Source organism: Photobacterium sanguinicancri, assembly GCF_002265265.1.
GTDB lineage: Bacteria > Pseudomonadota > Gammaproteobacteria > Enterobacterales > Vibrionaceae > Photobacterium > Photobacterium sanguinicancri.
On the sequence record NZ_NOIF01000090.1, the window covers coordinates 1 to 18,772 of the forward strand.

The window sequence follows — 18,772 nt, forward strand, 5'->3', positions numbered from 1 at the left end:
ATATATAAGTAAGGACGCAGTATGGCATTACCATTTATTTTAGCGGGTGCGGCAGTTGCAGCTGCAAGTTTTGGGGCAAAGAAAGGGTATGATGGTTATCAAGATAAATCATTAGCGAATGATATTTTGGAATCAGCGAAAAGCGATTACGAAAATGATAAAAAATCATTCGACAAAGCAAATGAACGCACAACGAAAAGCCTTACTCAGTTGGGCGAGCTACAGCTGAAAGTGGGTGAAGATTTTAAAGAGTTTCGTACTATTGCAGACAAGTTGCTTGAAAAAATTAATCAAGCGGGCTCGAAAGATATCAACATCGATTTTCCCCAGCACAAGCTGGATAAAATTGATGGTTTAGCGCTATCAACCACTGCCTATTTGGGTAAAGTTGCAGGCGCAGGTATTGGTGGTGCGGCGGCGGCATACGCGGTATACGGTGGTGTAATGGCACTGGCAGCAGCATCAACGGGTACGCCCATTGCGGCACTTTCAGGCGCCGCTGCCTATAACGCAACGATGGCGGCAATTGGTGGTGGTTCGCTGGCTGCGGGCGGCTTTGGTATGGCTGGTGGCGCAATGGTATTAGGTGGTGTTGTTGCTGCACCTATTATGGCAATTGCAGGTTGGGCATTTGCAGCACATGCAGAAGAAGCATTAAGTGATGCACGCAAAACACGCGATGAAGTTGATGATGCCATTTCAAAAATGACCAAAGGTCGTAGCCAGTTAAATAAGACACGTGGTTATGTTGTTCAAATTAAAACCGAAACACAGCGTCTTTATGAAGTATTCCAAACATACTTTGATAGCTTGAAAGCGATGGATCATTTGATAAAAACAGGTGCAAATATCGATGCATTTAGTGATGATCTTATTCAAATCATTCAAAACGGCTACCAAGTAGCAGCAATCTTGACTGATATTATTACTACGCCATTGTTTAAACCTAAATTTGATGAAAACGGTAAAGTCATTATTAAAGATAACGTAGTGCAAATTGAAACAGACAAAGAAGGCATGCAGGTAATTAACGGTGCCGCTATTGATGCAACGCTAGCGAAAGCGCAGTTTGATTCAAAACAATTCAATTAATAACTAATGAAAGGTGGCAATAAATGTCACCTTTCACGTTATGGAGTATGTAATTCATGTCTGCAACATCTGCCTCTGTACGCGCCGATTTTCATTTAACTGAAGAACTAAACAAAACCGTAGTACAAAGTTTAGTGAGCTCATTTGGCCTCGATTTTTTACTGTTTGAAGATAAAAAAGGCGGCGAAGTTGCCACTGTTCATAACGTACGTAAACACCATAATGGTGAGTCTGATATCTACGTTGCTGAGCAAGTAAAACAAGAATTTGAAAACCGAGGTGCTTATAAGCCTGCAAAACTTGATGCGGACGGTAATCAAGTGTTCAACAGTAAAGGTAAAGCGGTAAAAGTTGATCGCTACCATGCTGACAGTGGATATAAAAGCCGAGGAGCCGTTGATAAGACATTGCAGCAAGAAGGCCAATTATACGATGCATATCGTGGTCAAAATATGGCACGAAACGACAATCGCCAGCTTGATCATATTATTTCATCGAATGAAGTGCACAACGATGCTGGCCGTGTACTTGCAGGGCTAGATGGTGTCGAATTAGCAAATCAAGGTTCAAATTTTCAATCTACTCATTCATATATTAATAACCTTAAATCAGCGCACTCAATGGATGCATTTTTAGGGGATGTACTGCCTCGTACCCTAGAATCTAAAAAAGCACGGATAAAAACAAATCAAGATAAACTGGTAGCAATGCCAGAAAGCACGCCACAACAGCGCCATGAAAAACGTAAGCTTGAAGACAGCATTGCGAAAGACAAAGGCCACGTTGAAGTATTAGAAAGCATCGATGCAGACAAAATGCGTGAAGCGGATAAGCAAGCGCGTCAGCAGTACGATGGTCAGATCAATGCCAAGTACTATACCAGCAGTAAGTTCCTTAAAAGCACCGGGTATGAATCTGCAAAATCAGGGCTAAAAATGGGCATGCGCCAAGCCTTAGGTATGATTTTGGCCGAAGTGTGGTTTGAACTAAAAGAACACATTCCGTCGCTTTATAAAGACTCGCAAGGTAACTTCACTTTAGAGCGTTTTCTTGATCGTTTAAAAACGATGGCCGTTGATATTTGGACCCGCATTAAAGCGAGATTTAAAGACATTCTTACCGAATTCAAAGACGGCGCTATCGGCGGTGTACTTTCTAGCTTGACCACCACTGTCATGAATATCTTTTTCACCACTCAAAAGTTGATTGGTAAGTTGATCCGAGAAATGTGGACCAGCTTAGTGTCGGCAGCAAAAATGGTGTTTTTTAATCCCAGTAAACTGTCGGCTGGCGATTTAGCACGTGAAGTGACCCGTATTTTGTCCACGGGTGTCGCAGTCGCTATGGGGGTTATATTAAATCAACACCTAGCGACTATCATGACATTTCCTTTAGGTTCTGAACTTGCTGCATTTCTTAGTGCCATTGCCACAGGCCTGATGACATTAGGTATCACATACTTTTTAGATCACAGCGAGGTGATGCAAAAGGTGTGGAACTTCCTTAATCAATTTAAAAGCGAAGCGCGTCGTACATTAGAATACTTCCAAAAAGTGAATACTGAATTAGACCGTTATTTGGTTGAGCTGGCCGCCCTAGAATTTAATTTAGCCCCACAAGAAATGGCGCAATTTACCGATAGTTTAGTCGCCGTTAATAGTGAATATGAGAAAGGCTTGATTCTTACGCAGGAAATCAAAAAGCGCGATATTGAATTACCATTTGAAGCGGGTAACTTAGATAGCACGCGGAGTTGGTTGAAGAGCTTATGCTAACCGAAAATCTAAAACCATTTCCGTGTAACGGGTGTGGGAAATGCTGCGCGAACGTTCACCTGTCAGAAATAACGCTGCCACTAAGTCGAGGTGATGGCATCTGCCGTCACCTTGATACCGCGACAAGGCGTTGCAAAATTTATGATAACAGGCCAAAGATTTGCCAAGTAGAACTGCAATATCGAGAGCATTATTCAGAACAGTTTTCTTGGGATGATTTTATCGCGATTAACCTAGAAATTTGTGAGAGTCTGCCTGATAGAATTACCAACAATCCTGATGATCTTGAGAGTGATAGAAGTAGAACATCAGCGAAAGACGAAGGAATAAAATGCTAGATAAAATTGAATCGGCGCTGGATAAATTTAATGCCTCAGCAGTAGAGGCTAAAGCCGTTGTCGATAGTACACAAAATCTCGCACTAGAGGCGAAAGAGTTAGCGCCAATGCTCGACTTGGTTGATGAACGTATTCAAAAAGCCGCCGTAAATCTAAAAAAAGAAGTGCTAGAAACGATCGACCAAGCACATGCTAAACACAAGCAGGAAATGGAAGCACAATTTATAATAGAGCGAAGCCATCAAAAAAAGATGTTATTGCTTAACGTGGGTATCGCGACCATGGCTGTTATTACATTCGTCTTTCAGCGTATTCTTAGCTAGCTTTATCTTACAAAGGAACCTCAATAACCGTGCTCAGTAAACTCAAAGCCATTAAAGCGGCATTACCTCGCGTAAACCGTAATCAATCAATGTCTGATCCAAGCTCTGCCGTTGAATTGCATGTCATTCGTGAAGGTAAGCAAAAGCCCGAGCCCGAGACCAAAACCGAGACCAAAACCAAGACCAAGACCAAAACCAAAACCAAGGTAAGTGCAGCAACCATACTCGTGATTAACGGTTTTATGTCGGGCAAAGGTTGTGATGTTTCTGACTGGTTAGAAATTGTCGATACCTTATACCCTGATCACAAAGTGATCCATGTGAAATGGAAGGCGGGTAACTTGAGCGACTTGCTGTTGGACGATGGCTTAATTCAGTTAATGCCGAGTGTGACCACACAAGATTCGTTAATCAAAAAGTTAGGTGTGGCAGGATTTTCTGCGATCAATAAAGTCTCTGGGCATTGGCGAAAAGCGTTTGCTGAAACCGAAGTTGTGGGTGCCGCACTGGCCGATTTAATTGAGAAAGATCCTGAATTAAATGGTTGTGTGTTGATGGGGCATTCACTCGGTGCTCGCATTATTCGTCACACCATGGAAAGGCTGACAACCAACAAAGTTAGCCAATGTTATTTGTTAGCGGGGGCTGTGTCGTCGCATTCTAAATTGTGGAATACGGTTTTTGATAAACACGCGACCACCGCTTTTATCAACTGCATGAGTAAGACAGATTCAGTACTAAAATACGCCTATAAAGCGGGGACATTATTTCGGGAATCACCGATTGGTTTACATGCGTTAGAGCACAAAACTCATACCGCGATTACTAACCTTGATGTTACCGACGTTGCTAGTAAGCACACCAAGTTTAAGCATAAAGCCTTGGGTGAGTTGTTGAAGAAAGCATTTTCTGACGTGAAATCCTGAGTAGAAGGATCGCGAGATCCTAAAATAAAGAGACAAGGACGTTTAAATGAATATTAGCCAATTTTCAGCGCTGACTGGATTGTCGCCTCATACCTTAAGGTATTACGAAAAGATTGGTTTGTTAGCATCTGTTTCTAGAAACCAAAGTGGTCATCGTAATTATTCAAAGAGAGACCAAGAGTGGGTCGCTTTCATTACTCGTCTTAAAGAAACGGGTATGCCGTTGAATCAGATCATGGAGTATGCAAAATTGCGTGAACAAGGGATTGAAACCGCGGATCAAAGGAAAGACCTGCTTGAACAGCATTCAGACAACCTTCAAAAAAGAATAGCAAGTGAACTTGACCACTTAGAAGCGTTGAAGAAGAAAATTGACTATTACAATCAGCTAATTTAACCATTGACTTAGAGTTAACTCTAACAAGTATCGTCGCTTTAGTGTTTATTAACTGGAGTGTAAAAATGGACAATCAACGATATGTTAATGGGTTAAACAAGCTTAATGAGATTGATGGCGAAGCAGGGCAAAATGTCATAAAGAGTTTGAATGATATTTGCCCCGATCTTGCTAAATACATCATTGAGTATCCCTTTGGAGATATTTATCAACGTGATGGTCTTGATTTAAGAACAAGAGAATTAGTCACGGTTGCGGCATTAACGGCTTTAGGTCACTGTCAGCCGCAATTAAATGTGCATATTAATGGTGCGTTGAATGTTGGCTGTACACCCAAGGCGATCACCGAAGTGATCCTACAAATGTCTGTATATGCGGGCTTTCCCGCATCATTAAATGGGATGTTCGTTGCTAAAGAAGTCTTCGAATCACGCAATGAATTGACATAGTAGAGTCACTAAGTGTTAGCTGGTAGATTTCGCCTTACTTGAAAGTGAACAATGTTAATTAAAGTGATGGGAGAGCGTTGAGCGTTCCCATCATTTACTTGTTATCACGTGTTTGGCTGATGAAAATGGGGCACAGATACTTAATTCTTATTGGCAATATAGCTGCTTAATTGTCTCTTTCAGCCACTGAATCTTAGGGTTATGGCCATTTCTTTTATGCCAGATCATAGTGAACGGAATACTGAGCTTGGCGTGTGCTTCTGCTTCTAAAGGAATAGGTAAGCAGACGAGATCTGGATGTAATTGCTGGGTATATTGCTGGCAATATTGAGGTGCAGTGGTGATCATGTCGTGCCCTGATTGTGCCGCCATAAACAGTGATTGTTCAAAACTTGCCATGGTTAGTGCGACATTACGGGTCAAACCGTTTTCAGCGAGCACTTCGTCTAGCGCCCAAGATTCGCTCTTTTCCCACACAATATTGATGTGCGGGTACTGCAAGAATGCCTCTAGATCCCAATCTTGTTGTAATGCTGGATGGTCTTTGTGTAAGAAGACCACTGGTGAATCATGAAACAAGACTTCAAAGTCGATGAAATACGGTAGTAAATCGAGGGATTCTTTCGAGCGTGGGTGCGATTCTCGCCCTGTAAAACCAATATCCGTTTCGCCCTGAATGATTGATTCGAGTGAGTCGTAATCCCAGTTTTTAACTTTGATTTTTGCGGCTGGATAAGTGCGGTAAATTTCTTGTGATAGCGCATTAAACATAAGCAGCAAGAGTGGCGATTCTATGGTGAGATTGAATTGCACCCCTTCAGGCTTATTATCGTTTCGCATAGCTAAAAGCTGGCTGCCAATTTGCAGCCAGTCTGAAAGATCTTGTGACATACTCTGTGCGAGAGTCGTCGGCCGTAGCCCTTGTGGCGTTTTGACAAATAAAGGGTCGTCGAACCAATCGCGAAGCTTCGTCAGTGATTTACTCACCGTTGATGGCGTCACATTCAACTTCTTTGCTGTCTTAGAGACACTTTGCTCCTGTAATAGCAGCTGCAAAGTGGACAGTAAGTTAAGATCAAGCCGTGCTAACGATTTCTTCATTGGTCGAATAATTTAAGGATGGCGATGGCACCAATAGTATTAGAGCGACGCAGATAATGCCACCAAACGCTAATACTATCGCCAACATATTCAATGCACTAACGCCAATAACGCCCATAAACCAAATGAATAATGCCGAGCTACAAACCTGCATGATCCCCAGTAACGAACTTGCCATGCCAGCCCTTAGCGAAAATGGGCTGAGCGCCTGACTCATAGATACGCCAAATCCAAGTGAGAACCCAGCACAAACAAGTGCAAAGCCAAATAGATTTGTTATTGGATTTAGTTTAGCTAAGCATGTCACCGTGAGGATCAGTCCTGCCGCAAGTAATAGTATTTGAGAAACTAGCATTAAGGTACGTTGTTTAAACATAGCCAGCGCAAAAGGTGCGGAAAACGAGGTGATCATACTCACCAAAGCCGTTAGTGCCATAACCGATGAATAGTCACCGCGGCTATAGCCCATGTTGCTCATGATCAGCATAGGTGAGGTATTCACATAGGTAAGAATGGTCGTGACACCAATAGAGGTAATGATCAAACGGCTGACGAAAAAGCGCTCCAAGAACGGTTCTTGTTCTGCTGTATTACTCACGGGTTGATCAGATTTGTCTGCAGCAATGCGTGATTTTTTGTGTTGATTGGTTTCTCGTAATACAAACACTGCGATTAAGCACACCAAGACGCCCATAGATGCCATGGTGGTAAATAATGTCGGCCATGGAAATTTCAACATGATTAAGTGTCCAAGCACAGGGGCTAATACTGGCACAATACAAGTGATCCCATTGATCATCGATAGCACTTTGGCACGACGTTGATCGTCTAAGGTGTCGCGCAATATTGCAAAAGCGACAACGTAACAAGAGCCTGCACCGATACCTTGAGCAAATCTAGCTATCAAAAAGGTACTACTGCTTTCAGCTAGGCCGCCTAGCTGAGAGGCGAATGCAAAGGTGATAGCCCCAAAAATAGCCACGGGTTTACGGCCTATCGAGTCTGAAAATTTACCTGCAAACAGCATGGTTGTTGCCATACCTGCCAGATAAATCGAAAAAGCGATATGAAGCTGAGATTCACTTGCTCCAAGATCTTTCGCGATATGTGGTAAACCGACTAAGTACAAATCAATCGCGGTGGGGTAAAGCAAAACAAGTGCAAAACTACAAAGAAGATATCGAACCATGAAAACCTCACTAAAATGTTGTGAGGATATTAGTCGTCAAACCTATTTAACGCGAGTTACAAATCTGACAACAGGTATTTCCATTTAGGACAACCCCTTAGATTGGTAAGCGCCTCCATTTTTGGTTGTTAATTTTTTGGCTAATAGTGCGAGTATGGCGATTGAATCAGGTTAGGCGTATGCATTGGTCAGATTTAGTGCATTTGAACGATAATAAATCGGTTAAACCAGTGCTGGTGGCGATTTACTTTATAATGATGAGGAAAATAGATAAGCACAACTAGACAAGAAAAGTAGGCAGCATATGCAGCAAAATATTGTTCACATTGCACTGGTAGTAAAAGACTACGATGAAGCAATAGATTTTTATGTAAACAAACTAAAATTTGAACTTATCGAAGATACCTATCAACCAGAGCAAGATAAAAGGTGGGTTGTTATCGCACCACCAAATTCTCGTGGCGTCAGTATATTATTAGCAAGGGCATCAAAACCTGAGCAGCATGATTTTATTGGCAATCAAACGGGGGGACGCGTCTTTCTTTTCTTAAGCACGGATGATTTTTGGCGTGACTATGAGCGTATGAAGTCGATTGGTATTAACTTTGTCCGTGAACCTCAAGAGCAGGACTACGGCACAGTTGCTGTGTTTGAAGATTTGTATGGGAACCTTTGGGATTTACTTCAGTTAAGTCCTGAGCATCCAATGGCAAAAAGGTAAATCTTTCGCGTCGAAAGGGCATGAGCTCTTAGAATGAGAGCTCATGGAAGACGAGAGCTAGTGTTGAATCACGATACTTTCTTTATCTGTCGTGAATAAGTTCGCTCTATTTTGGTCGATAAGTTGAGCGGCGTAAGATGGTGTTACCGCTTGCACTTCACCTTTTGCTTTTAGGGTTAGTGATTCCCACGCATGATCTTTGTACTTACCTGTTTGCGTGTACTGAATGAGTATTTTCACTGACTTGTCTCGCTTATTATTGCTATTAACGTGCTACTAACATTAATCGCTTTACTGCAGTTACACACCCGTTAAATGTGGAACATAAGATTAACCAAACCGACAAGTAAAGTTAACGAACCTTATCGCTCTTTATATGTCAGTCGTGCGCTTTCTTGCTTTGATATTGCGGCTTTATTAACAAGCTCACTTTGTACATCCGCTAGGCTTACCCTAATATCTTTAATATCTTTTGAAATTATATGGATAAAAAACCAATCTCAGGTTGGTGACGTGTTAATTACAGTTAGATAACTTCACTAAAATGGAATATAACCATGCTAATCAAAAGCTTAAATAACTTTAGCGCAGCGGCTGTCATTACTCTATTAACCAGTTTTTCTCAAAATGTGTATGCAGACACTCAGGTAACACTAAATGATTTCTATCGTCCTTTTGAGTTATCCGAAATTACACCTCAAAACATGCAAACTTGGCCATATTATCGATATACCTCAATGAATTGGGATGACTATGGCTTGTTTGGCACTGTCACTATCCTTGCCGCGCAAAAGCCTGCAGACTTGGTAAGTGCGAAGAAAGGATTCGATATAGAGCAAGATCTTGGCGACGGGCGTAAGTTGGTTGAATCATTAACGGCCACCCAAACCAAAGGGTTTCTGATCCTCAAAAATAACGAGGTTCTTGCTGAATTTTACGATAATGGATTTACTCAGAATCAAACGCAGCTGCTGCAATCATCGTCTAAGACCTACGCTGGCATTGTCGCGTCAAAATTGATTGATGAAGGGAAACTCGATCCTGCTGCAACCATTGATTCTTACTTGCCCGATTTTAAAGATTCAAAGCTCGGTAAGGCAACAGTACAGCAAGTGCTTGATATGCAGTCTGGCCTGCTACCCGCGACGGATTATCATGTACCGGGTGGTGAAGCATTCATGTTTGAAGCAGAACAAGGCTTAAAACAGGGAGAGACGGTAGGTCACCGCAACGCAATCATTACGACCAAATCACAGAATGCGCCGGGCGAAGTGTATACCTATAACGATAAGAATACGGATCTTCTTGCCATATTGGCAGAAGCCGTTTCTGGTCAGCACTTTAATAAGCTGCTGTCGGGTATGTTTAGCGATTTTGGCGCAACCAGTAATGGGTCGATTGCACTCACTGTCGATGGGACCGCCAGCCCGTCATACGGCATAAGTTCATCGCTGCGAGATTACGGTTTATTCCACCAGTGGATAGCCCAAGGCAAAGCCCCTAAAAGTTTTTACGATTCGGTTCACGACACCAAGAAAGATTTACTCGCTAAATCCGAGAAAGGCAAGGGGATGGCGGCAGGCTTAGGGACGCTAGTCACCTATGGTTCACAAGGCTGGTACTTACCCGAGCATAAAATCATCGTATCCATCGGTTCTTATGGTCAGGTGGGTTTCAGTGATATGAAAAGCGGAGTGTCAGTCGTGTTTATGCAAGACTGGGAAGACAACGGTGTGGCAGAAAAATTAGCGCAGAATCTCACTAATGCGTTATTCGTTATAGAAAAACTCAGCCAAAATTGAGGTCTGTAACAGGTATTGATGTCTATAACAGGTAAAATAAGAGGCTGTCAAATTGATAGCCTCTTATTCAATCTTAGTGTATTACATCTTCTTTATTCCAAATCTAAAAACGTCCTAACCATGAAGTCATTAAATTTCAGTATCAGTGCGGTTTATCTTGTGTTTGTAACTTGTACTGTACTTTTTTCTCATGCGCCCGTTGAATTTTTAGCGAGCTATATTGTTCTTAGTCTTTTTACTTTTGCTGTTTACGCGAAAGATAAAAGGGCAGCGGTCAAAGGCGAGTGGCGAACGAGAGAAAGTACGCTTCACTTACTCGCATTATTCGGTGGTTGGCCAGGGGCTTTGATCGCGCAAAGTAAATTGCGACATAAGACTAAGAAACAATCATTTAAGTTGGTATTATGGATAACAGTTGCTTTAAATTGTGCGGCTTTTGTTTGGACTCAAATGCCGACAGGAAGTGCTCTTAGCTATACCGTGTTAGCGCAACTACATCAGTTGGTAGCAACGGTACTAAGTTAGCTGGCGTTTAAATGAAGGGCTATGTCTAGTTTGTTTTTTAGAGTGAACTTCAGACCAGCTAAAAGCTAAAGAGTATGAAGTGTGTTGTTATTTTAATGAGTAAGCATTGATGGATGTATTATTAATTAGCGTTATTGTGCTTTTGATGTTTTTTGTCTTTCCTTATGTGAGTTCTCGATTCAACGATGCAGTCAATGACAGTCACCGCATTATTGAAGTAACAGGCGATCATATTTGTGTTCGTCAGTTTGCAGCCCAAAGGATACTGAAGTTACGTGGTAAATCACTTTCAGTATCGGACATTATTCGTATTCAGTACGCAACACAATTGCCCCAAGGTATTTGTGTTTCACTCTTCAACAAAAGCGATGCAGCTGTTGATTTTTGGGTGTCTGAACTTCAGCTTAAAGCCATTCAGTCGACATTGCGCAAAGCTTGTCCTTTGGCAATAGTTGAACGCACCTGATGCGCCGTAATGTAAAGCTGTGATGTAAAGGGATTATTGATTAAGAGGCATTATTGAAAATGACAGCATTAGATGCATTTGGGTTGCCATTTAACAAACACCAGCTTAATTAAGTTGGATTACATGTAACTGATGCTTTTGTAGTTTCAAAAGCAATAAAGATTACTCGTATATAAAGCGTTGAAATAGGACAGAGTAGGTTGCTAGTCATATAATTTCGATGAATTTATATGGAGTTAAAAATGAATAATGTTATCAAGCTTTCTTTATTATCACTTGCATTGTCTGGTTTTAATACTTATGCGGGAAGCTTTTCTCTGGAGTCTTACTCTGACAATCAATACATTCTAAAAGGTAACGGTAATAGTGCGTTTGTTGATACTCAGGGAGCAAATGCGTTAATGCTTGTTGATGAGTTCAGCGTCACTTGTGAAAAGCGTCATTACCTTGTGCCGTTGGTTAAAGGCCGCATTGATAACGGTGAATCTAACGCAGAGTCTTTTGAATATTTTGTGTTTAATAAGAACAAAGATACCTACTCGCCACTAAAAATAGTGAGTTCATATAGCGCAATCGATCGTAAATCTGGTGAGGTAATAACCAGTCATCTATTGAACCCTGCGAGCGAAAATTTCACCAAGACACTCTGTATTTTTATTACTAATGAAACAGATTTCGAATATCCCATTCAAGTGATTGATAACCAATTATAGCCGCGTGCTTATTCTTAATGGCAGGCTAGCCTTAGAGATTGATTGTATTGTGTTGCCTCTTCGTTTCAGAGCGATGGCATCAATACAATTATTTGGTAAAACTGAATAGTTAATTCAAATGAAGCTCAATTATCAAACTATTTCGAATAGATACAATGTACGGCTATGTTCGTACATTCTAATCATCGCTTTCCCCTTATAATTTATTCAGGTAGGCGACTTAATAGTAAAATTGGCGCTTATCATGAGAATATTCCTAGCTATGCTTGCCCCATTATTGTGGGGTACCACCTATGTGGTTGTGTCTAACTACTTCACTCACTGGTCTCCCTTTGCATTAGCGGTTTGGCGTGCACTGCCAGCAGGTCTACTACTTCTTGCCTTAAAACCTACATTCCCCAAAATGCACGAACTGCTGGGGATCTTAATTGTGGGTTTCCTTAACATCACATTATTTTTCGGCATGCTCTTTAACAGTGCATTGCACATGCCTAGTGCTTTGGTGGGGGTGGGTATGATGGCATTACCTGTAATAGGCGTGCTGGTGGTTGGTGTTATTCATCATCAAAAACCATCTTGGCTACAAATAACCTCGGCATTACTTTTGGTAGCCTGTGCTGGGTATCTATTCATAACGAATAACCCGCATATTAGCGTGTCTGCAATCTTGTTTTTACTGGGTGCGATGACAACCTTGATCACTGGTAGCATTGTCACTAAACATATTATGAAGTCGATCCACTGGTGGAAATTACTGACTTGGAAATTGATTTTTGGTGGTTTGATGCTGGCTCCACTTGCATGGTGGGATATTCATAGTCACACAAATTATGTATCACCAATACCCAGTACACTCATGCAGTGGGGCGCGATGTTCTGGCTGGTGGTTGCGCTAACATCGCTGGCTTATAGTGTCTATGTCTATACTATTCCGCTTATTACTACGACAGAGCTAAGTTTCTTTGGTACGTTTAATCCAATACTCGCTATGATACTTGGCGCGACTTTAGTGAGTGATGCCTTTAGTGAAAAGCAGATCATTATTATGGCGGTAATGGTCTTGATTAATCTCGCTACACAGTATTATGAAAGCCGTAAACCTAAGGCTTCTCCAGATGCCGTCATCGAGTATTAAATTGGCTATAACCGTTTCGTTGCTAACAAGGAAGATATGAAACTAAGAACGTTTGACCAACAGGACTATCATCAGCTTATTCAATGGATAGTGTCAGCTGAAATCAACTATATGTGGGGTGGTCCTGCTTTTACTTATCCGCTTGATACCGAGCAAATTCACATCCATTGCCAACAAAGCCAGATTTTTCCTTTTCTGTTTACTTGCTCGGACAGCAAGCTTGGTTACGTGGAGTTGTATCAAGAATCTTGCGATCATTTTCGTATTTGTCGTGTCTTTATTGCAGGTGAACACCGCGGACAGGGCTTAGCCAAACAAATGCTGCTTCAGCTTATCGACAAAGCCGTGAATACTTTTAATGCTAAGCAAGTGAGCTTGGCAGTTTTCGATCATAATCATGCTGCCAAAGCGTGTTATTTATCGCTAGGGTTCGAGGTTAGTTCAACGGAAAAAGGGCTTCGTTCTTTTAACGGTGAACCGTGGGATTTAATATTGATGGAAAAACACTTATAAATCATATTTTTAGATTTATTTTCGAGCGCCGGTTTAAGCTAAGTGCGCATGTTGATACAAAGACCACTCATAGTCCAAGCCTCACTCTACACTCTGTCGATAGGTCGCATTTATTACTAAACATTGTTTAGTAAAGCGCGTGATTGCTTCATACATTCTGCTAACAAAATATTCCTTACACTGCTCATAACTAAATCATAACGGCTGACAGGTGGTTATAAGTCATGAGTACGAATGCAAAAGCTTGGGTTGAACAGGTTGTTCTTCCTACTTACCCAACGGGCAAGGTTGATCCCAATCCACTGTTTTTAGAGAACCGTGTTTATCAAGGCTCATCGGGTTCTGTTTATCCTTACGGTGTCATTGATAGCATTACGGATCAAAAAGTCGATCAAAGCTATCAAGCGGTATATATCGAAAATGATTACATCAAAGTCATGCTACTTCCTGAGCTTGGTGGACGCATTCACCGCGCGTATGACAAGGTAAAAGGGCGTGACTTTGTGTACTACAACGAAGTGGTTAAACCCGCACTGGTTGGCTTATTAGGCCCGTGGATTTCTGGTGGTATCGAATTTAACTGGCCGCAGCATCACCGCCCGACGACTTTTATGTCGACTGATTTCACCATAGAGCATCATGATGATGGCGCCGTGACCGTGTGGATGGGCGAAGTCGAGCACATGTACGGTTTACAAATCATGGCGGGCTTTAAGGTTTACCCAAACAAGGCACTGATTGAGATCACGGGTAAAGTTTACAACGGTAACGAAACACCCCGTCAATTCTTATGGTGGTCGAATCCTGCGGTTAAAGGTGGTGATGATCATCAAAGTATCTTCCCGCCTGATGTCACTGCGGTATACGATCACGGCAAGCGCGATGTTTCTAATTTTCCAATCGCAACGGGCGAATATTACAAGGTGGATTACTCGCCAGGTACCGATATCTCGCGCTATAAAAACCTGCCTGTACCGACGTCTTATATGGCGGATAAATCGGCTTACGACTTTGTCGGTGCATACAGCCACGACGAGCAGGGCGGTTTGCTTCATGTTGCCAATCACCATGTCTCACCGGGTAAAAAACAATGGACCTGGGGTAACTGCGATTTCGGTATTGCATGGGATCGTCAACTCACTGATACCAATGGCCCTTACATTGAATTAATGACAGGTGTCTTTACCGATAACCAACCCGACTTTACATGGATCGATAGCCATGAAGAGAAGGTGTTTGTTCAGCACTTCTTGCCATACAGCAACCTTGGGGATGTGCATAACGCCAATACCGATGTGGCGATAAAACTTGAACGATCAAATGGCAAACTAGCGTGGGCAGTGTACGCCATTGCAGAAATCACTGATTACACCATGGTGATTTCAGATGGTAAGCATACCCTGTGTGAAACGTCATTAACCATGATGCCGGGTGATACTCGCCAAGGGGCATGCTTGCTTGATGGTCAATGTTTTGGTCAATGTGTCGACCATGTCGATCAGAGTGAACTCACAACAGCTAACCGCTTAACCATGACAGTCACTGCTGCAGATGGTTTCAGCTCGTTATCTTATAGCGAACATATCGCCGCAACGGACGAACCAACGCCAGAACCTGCCACGCCGCCTGCATTACCCGCCGACGTTGACAGTGTCGAAGCCTTGTCTTTCATCGGCCAGCACCTTCAGCAATACCATCATGCAACGCGAAGCCCAGTTGATTACTACCAAGAAGCGTTAACGCGCGATCCGAACCATTACCAAACCAATGTGGCCATGGCATCGCTGGCGTATGAAGGTGCCGATTACCCCGCAACACTTGGCTATGCCAATGCCGCACTGGCGCGAGCTCATCAACTTAATAAGAACCCGTTATGCGGCAAAGCGAGTTACTTGCGTGGCTGTGCCAATGAGAAGTTAGGGCACTTGGACCATGCTTTTAGCGATGTCTTTAAGGCAACGTGGAGTGCTAACTGCCGTGATACTGGGTTTTATGCCGCCGCCCGCATTGCGACTAAGCAATCTCGTTGGGGGGAAGCGCTGGATTATGCGAACCGTGCTTTACAGCTTAACGGCATGCATTACCAAGCAGCGACTCTGAAAGCGCACTTGCTGATCACGCTGAACCGCGCCACCGAAGCGGCTGCCTTTATTAAAGCGCAAAAAACGATTCAGCCGCTGGGCTATGGCTTGGCTTTCGAGCAATACCAGCTCAGTCAAACAACCGCAGATTTAGCCTTATTCAAGCACCTAATGAACGGGCGCGAAGCCAATGCGATCCATCTGGTGAATTTCTACTTATCGATTGGGGTAACGGAAAGTGCAAAAACCGTATTAGCTCAGTGTGATAGCCAAGGGGCGATGACTTGTATCTACCAGGCTTATTTGTCTGATGTGAAAGCTGACGTTAAGACGTGGCTAGACACGGCGGCAGAGACCTTCGCAGATAACGTGTTGTTCCCCAATACATTGACGGAAATTGGGGTGCTGGATGCTTTCCCCGATCATTACTTTACTCAGTACTTATTGGGTTGCTTCTTCTACGCCAAACGTAATTATTCTCGCGCCGTACGCCACTGGGAACAGGTCTTACACCTTAACCCTGACTATGCGCCGGTATTACGTAACTTGTCGGTTCACGCATACAACAAATGCCAAGACCCACAGAAAGCCATTGAGTTGATGTCGCGTGCGTTTGCACTTTCGCCTGACGATGCCCGTATTTTGTACGAGTTAGATTTTCTTCATCAAGCTGTAGCGACCGAGCCTGCAACGCGATTAGCACTGTTACAATCGCACTTAGAGGTGGTTGAAAAACGGGATGATTTAACCGCAGAGCTGCTCAACTTGTGCAATATCACAGGGCAGTTAGAGCAGGCTGCTGAGTGTTTAGCCACAAGACAATTTCATCCATGGGAAGGCGGCGAAGGACGCATCACTGGCCAGTTTGTCGTGAACAAATTACGCACCGCTCTGGGCTTAATAAACCAGCATGCCTATACCGATGCAATTGCATGTTTACAAGCTGCGCTACATTACCCGCATAATTTGGGCGAAGGGCGTTTAGTTGGGCAAACCGATAACGATCTGTATTACTACCTAGGTTATTGCTACCAACAGCTAGATCAACATCAACAGGCTGCTCAACATTTCAAATGTGCTACACAGGGTAAACAAGAAATAGGGCAAAGCCGTTATTATAACGATCAACCTGCGGATTACTTGTTCTATCAAGCAGCGGCATTGTATCAATTAGGCGAGACTGAAAAAGCGGTTTCACTGTATGAAAATATGGTGGCGTGGGCTGACGCAGAAGCGGATACTCCCGTTGAGACGGACTTCTTCGCAGTATCGCTGCCTGCCTTGATTGTGTTTGATGGTGATTTACAAGCTGAGCATCAACAGCATTGCTTGTTCGTGAAAGCCATGGGGCTGCTGGGGTTGGCGTTGATAACCGAGCAGGGTAATCATATTGCGTACAGCACAGAAGATGCCGAGACAGATCAGCAACTAACGTTTGAACACACTTTGCAGGCATTGTTAACCCAATCGCCAGCACATACTAAAGCGAACTTATTTAAAGAAGTCGCGCAACATCGCTACGCCTTTGGCCGCTACGGTCAAATGTAATGGATAGGTCACCTCGGGTGATCTATCGCCTGAGGTGACCATAAAACAATAACTTGAATAGACGTGTACCTCTACAAGGATTGATTATGAGTAAGACAAGCGATCAACTCAACATGAGAAATATCTGGCTCATCAGCCTGGTTGCTGCCTGCGGTGGGTTGTTATTTGGTTATGACTGGGTGGTTATTGGTGGGGCAAAGCCCTTCTATGAAGCCTACTTTAATATTACTAGTGCGTCGTTGTCGGGTTGGGCAATGAGTTCAGCGTTACTGGGTTGCATGGCAGGGGCGTTCATCGCAGGTACTGTCTCTGATAAATACGGGCGTAAACGTCCTTTGATCTTAGCGGCACTCTTGTTTGTGATTTCAGCATGGGGCACCGCAGCGGCAGACAGTTTTAATGCCTTTATTGTCTTTCGTATTATTGGCGGGATAGGGATAGGTTTAGCCTCTGCGTTATCACCTATGTATATCGCCGAAATAGCACCTGCAGAAAAACGCGGTAAGTTTGTGGCGATTAACCAGCTAACCATAGTGATTGGGGTATTAGCGGCGCAAATCATTAACTTGATGATTGCAGAGCCTGTGGCAACTGGCGCGGCACAAGCCGACATTTTACAATCATGGAACGGCCAAATGGGTTGGCGCTACATGTTTGGTGCCGAATTGGTGCCAGCACTCGCGTTTTTACTTTTGATGTTTGTGGTGCCTGAATCGCCACGTTGGTTAGTGAAAATGGGAATGGCAGAAAAAGCCAAAGGCACATTACGTCGCATTGGTAGTGAAAGCTATGCTAGCCGCACCGTGGCAGAAATTGAAAGTACGCTGTCAGCCGAAACCCGTTCGCTACCTTTTAGTGCGCTGTTAAAGCCAGATGTAAAACCCATTTTGATCATTGGTGTGGTGTTGGCAGCGTTCCAGCAGTGGTGTGGGATCAACGTGATCTTCAATTACGCCCAAGAGATTTTTGCTTCCGCTGGATTTGACATTAACGACACCTTGAAATCAATTGTTGCCACGGGCTTAATCAACCTGGTCTTTACGATTTTGGCGATTCCGTTTGTTGATAAAATCGGCCGTCGTAAATTAATGATTGTTGGCTCATTTGGCCTAACCATTATTTACGGCTTAATGTCTGCGGCTTATGCATTCGGCATGCTAGGACTGCCTGTGCTGTTATTGGTGCTGGTGGCTATTTCTATCTACGCACTGACATTGGCACCTGTGACTTGGGTCTTGCTGTCTGAAATCTTTCCGAACAAAGTGCGTGGTACCGCCATGTCGGTCAGTACGCTTGCACTCTGGGTGGCGTGTTTCGCACTTACATACACCTTCCCATTACTTAACGCTGGGTTAGGCGCATCGGGTTCTTTCTTACTGTACGGTGTTATTTGTGCTTGTGGCTTTGTTTTCATCTATCGCCACGTGCCAGAAACCAAAGGTCGTTCATTAGAAGAGTTAGAGAAAGAGCTGGTGGCACAATCGGCTAATCTAGGCAAAAAAGTAAACGCATAAGCGTAAAAAGCGATACCCGTAGCAACGGCGATAACCACTGCTACAACAGTAGAAACAAGCATAACGGAAAAAGATCACCCCCAGCGGTAATGCCGTTCACTTAAGGTGAGCGGCTTTCTTATTTTTGGCATATCGTTGAGGTCTTGGTTTTACCGTTCTTGGGA

19 protein-coding genes are annotated in these 18,772 nt (G+C 43.2%); 16 read left to right on the plus strand and 3 right to left on the minus strand.

Going from position 1 to position 18,772, the window contains the following annotated elements; genetic code table 11:
- Nucleotides 1-21 precede the first annotated feature (21 nt).
- From ASV53_RS14085 to ASV53_RS14115, 7 genes are all read left to right on the plus strand, one after another.
- The gene (locus ASV53_RS14085; protein WP_094957527.1) at nucleotides 22-1,092 is read left to right on the plus strand and encodes a chemotaxis protein; all 1,071 of its coding nucleotides are present in this window, start codon (nucleotides 22-24) and stop codon (nucleotides 1,090-1,092) included.
- Between the two features lie 56 nt (nucleotides 1,093-1,148).
- On the plus strand, nucleotides 1,149-2,867 hold the full coding sequence (locus ASV53_RS14090) for an ATPase (protein WP_094957528.1): 1,719 nt from the start codon (nucleotides 1,149-1,151) through the stop codon (nucleotides 2,865-2,867).
- On the plus strand, nucleotides 2,861-3,205 hold the full coding sequence (locus ASV53_RS26225; RefSeq protein WP_141226250.1) for a YkgJ family cysteine cluster protein: 345 nt from the start codon (nucleotides 2,861-2,863) through the stop codon (nucleotides 3,203-3,205). Before ASV53_RS14090 ends, ASV53_RS26225 begins: the two co-directional genes overlap by 7 nt.
- Nucleotides 3,199-3,528 (plus strand): hypothetical protein, encoded by a 330-nt coding sequence (locus tag ASV53_RS14100; protein ID WP_094957529.1) that lies wholly within the window; start codon nucleotides 3,199-3,201, stop codon nucleotides 3,526-3,528. The genes ASV53_RS26225 and ASV53_RS14100 overlap by 7 nt, the downstream gene beginning before the upstream one ends.
- Nucleotides 3,529-3,557: 29 nt before the next feature.
- Complete coding sequence (locus ASV53_RS14105) at nucleotides 3,558-4,454, plus strand: DUF726 domain-containing protein (RefSeq protein WP_094957530.1); 897 nt, start codon at nucleotides 3,558-3,560, stop codon at nucleotides 4,452-4,454.
- Between the two features lie 46 nt (nucleotides 4,455-4,500).
- Nucleotides 4,501-4,851 (plus strand): MerR family transcriptional regulator, encoded by a 351-nt coding sequence (locus tag ASV53_RS14110; RefSeq protein ID WP_094957531.1) that lies wholly within the window; start codon nucleotides 4,501-4,503, stop codon nucleotides 4,849-4,851.
- Between the two features lie 65 nt (nucleotides 4,852-4,916).
- Nucleotides 4,917-5,300: a carboxymuconolactone decarboxylase family protein gene (locus tag ASV53_RS14115; protein WP_094957532.1), complete on the plus strand. Its 384-nt coding sequence runs from the start codon at nucleotides 4,917-4,919 to the stop codon at nucleotides 5,298-5,300.
- 147 nt (nucleotides 5,301-5,447) lie between these two features.
- On the opposite strand, the gene yidZ is transcribed toward ASV53_RS14115, so the two are convergent.
- Complete coding sequence (yidZ, locus tag ASV53_RS14120) at nucleotides 5,448-6,401, minus strand: HTH-type transcriptional regulator YidZ (protein WP_094957533.1); 954 nt, start codon at nucleotides 6,399-6,401, stop codon at nucleotides 5,448-5,450.
- Nucleotides 6,376-7,590, minus strand: coding sequence for an MFS transporter (locus ASV53_RS14125; protein WP_094957534.1), 1,215 nt, complete (start codon nucleotides 7,588-7,590; stop codon nucleotides 6,376-6,378). The genes yidZ and ASV53_RS14125 overlap by 26 nt, the downstream gene beginning before the upstream one ends.
- A gap of 304 nt (nucleotides 7,591-7,894) precedes the next feature.
- On the opposite strand from ASV53_RS14125, the gene ASV53_RS14130 reads away from it, so the two are divergent.
- Nucleotides 7,895-8,311, plus strand: coding sequence for a VOC family protein (locus tag ASV53_RS14130; protein WP_062692884.1), 417 nt, complete (start codon nucleotides 7,895-7,897; stop codon nucleotides 8,309-8,311).
- A 57-nt stretch (nucleotides 8,312-8,368) separates the two neighbouring features.
- Here ASV53_RS14130 and ASV53_RS14135 read toward each other — a convergent pair whose 3' ends face one another.
- Nucleotides 8,369-8,551 (minus strand): hypothetical protein, encoded by a 183-nt coding sequence (locus ASV53_RS14135; protein ID WP_062692886.1) that lies wholly within the window; start codon nucleotides 8,549-8,551, stop codon nucleotides 8,369-8,371.
- A 317-nt stretch (nucleotides 8,552-8,868) separates the two neighbouring features.
- On the opposite strand from ASV53_RS14135, the gene ASV53_RS14140 reads away from it, so the two are divergent.
- The 8 genes from ASV53_RS14140 to ASV53_RS14175 all read left to right on the plus strand — a co-directional run bounded on the left by ASV53_RS14140 (nucleotide 8,869) and on the right by ASV53_RS14175 (nucleotide 18,608).
- The gene (locus tag ASV53_RS14140; RefSeq protein WP_094957535.1) at nucleotides 8,869-10,113 is read left to right on the plus strand and encodes a serine hydrolase domain-containing protein; all 1,245 of its coding nucleotides are present in this window, start codon (nucleotides 8,869-8,871) and stop codon (nucleotides 10,111-10,113) included.
- 120 nt (nucleotides 10,114-10,233) lie between these two features.
- Nucleotides 10,234-10,638, plus strand: a complete 405-nt coding sequence (locus ASV53_RS14145) for a DUF1294 domain-containing protein (protein ID WP_439126487.1) — start codon at nucleotides 10,234-10,236, stop codon at nucleotides 10,636-10,638.
- 109 nt (nucleotides 10,639-10,747) lie between these two features.
- A complete protein-coding gene (locus tag ASV53_RS14150) occupies nucleotides 10,748-11,104 on the plus strand; it encodes a hypothetical protein (RefSeq protein ID WP_094957537.1) in 357 nt (118 codons plus the stop codon).
- A 242-nt stretch (nucleotides 11,105-11,346) separates the two neighbouring features.
- Nucleotides 11,347-11,817, plus strand: coding sequence for a hypothetical protein (locus ASV53_RS14155; protein WP_094957538.1), 471 nt, complete (start codon nucleotides 11,347-11,349; stop codon nucleotides 11,815-11,817).
- Nucleotides 11,818-12,061: 244 nt separating this feature from the next.
- Nucleotides 12,062-12,952 carry a DMT family transporter gene (locus ASV53_RS14160; protein WP_094957539.1) on the plus strand — a complete coding sequence of 297 codons (891 nt, stop codon included), beginning with the start codon at nucleotides 12,062-12,064 and terminating at the stop codon, nucleotides 12,950-12,952.
- 36 nt (nucleotides 12,953-12,988) lie between these two features.
- Nucleotides 12,989-13,465: a GNAT family N-acetyltransferase gene (locus ASV53_RS14165; RefSeq protein WP_094957540.1), complete on the plus strand. Its 477-nt coding sequence runs from the start codon at nucleotides 12,989-12,991 to the stop codon at nucleotides 13,463-13,465.
- Between the two features lie 224 nt (nucleotides 13,466-13,689).
- Complete coding sequence (locus tag ASV53_RS14170; RefSeq protein WP_094957541.1) at nucleotides 13,690-17,094, plus strand: DUF5107 domain-containing protein; 3,405 nt, start codon at nucleotides 13,690-13,692, stop codon at nucleotides 17,092-17,094.
- A gap of 86 nt (nucleotides 17,095-17,180) precedes the next feature.
- Nucleotides 17,181-18,608: a sugar porter family MFS transporter gene (locus ASV53_RS14175; protein WP_094957542.1), complete on the plus strand. Its 1,428-nt coding sequence runs from the start codon at nucleotides 17,181-17,183 to the stop codon at nucleotides 18,606-18,608.
- The last annotated feature ends 164 nt before the right edge of the window (nucleotides 18,609-18,772 follow it).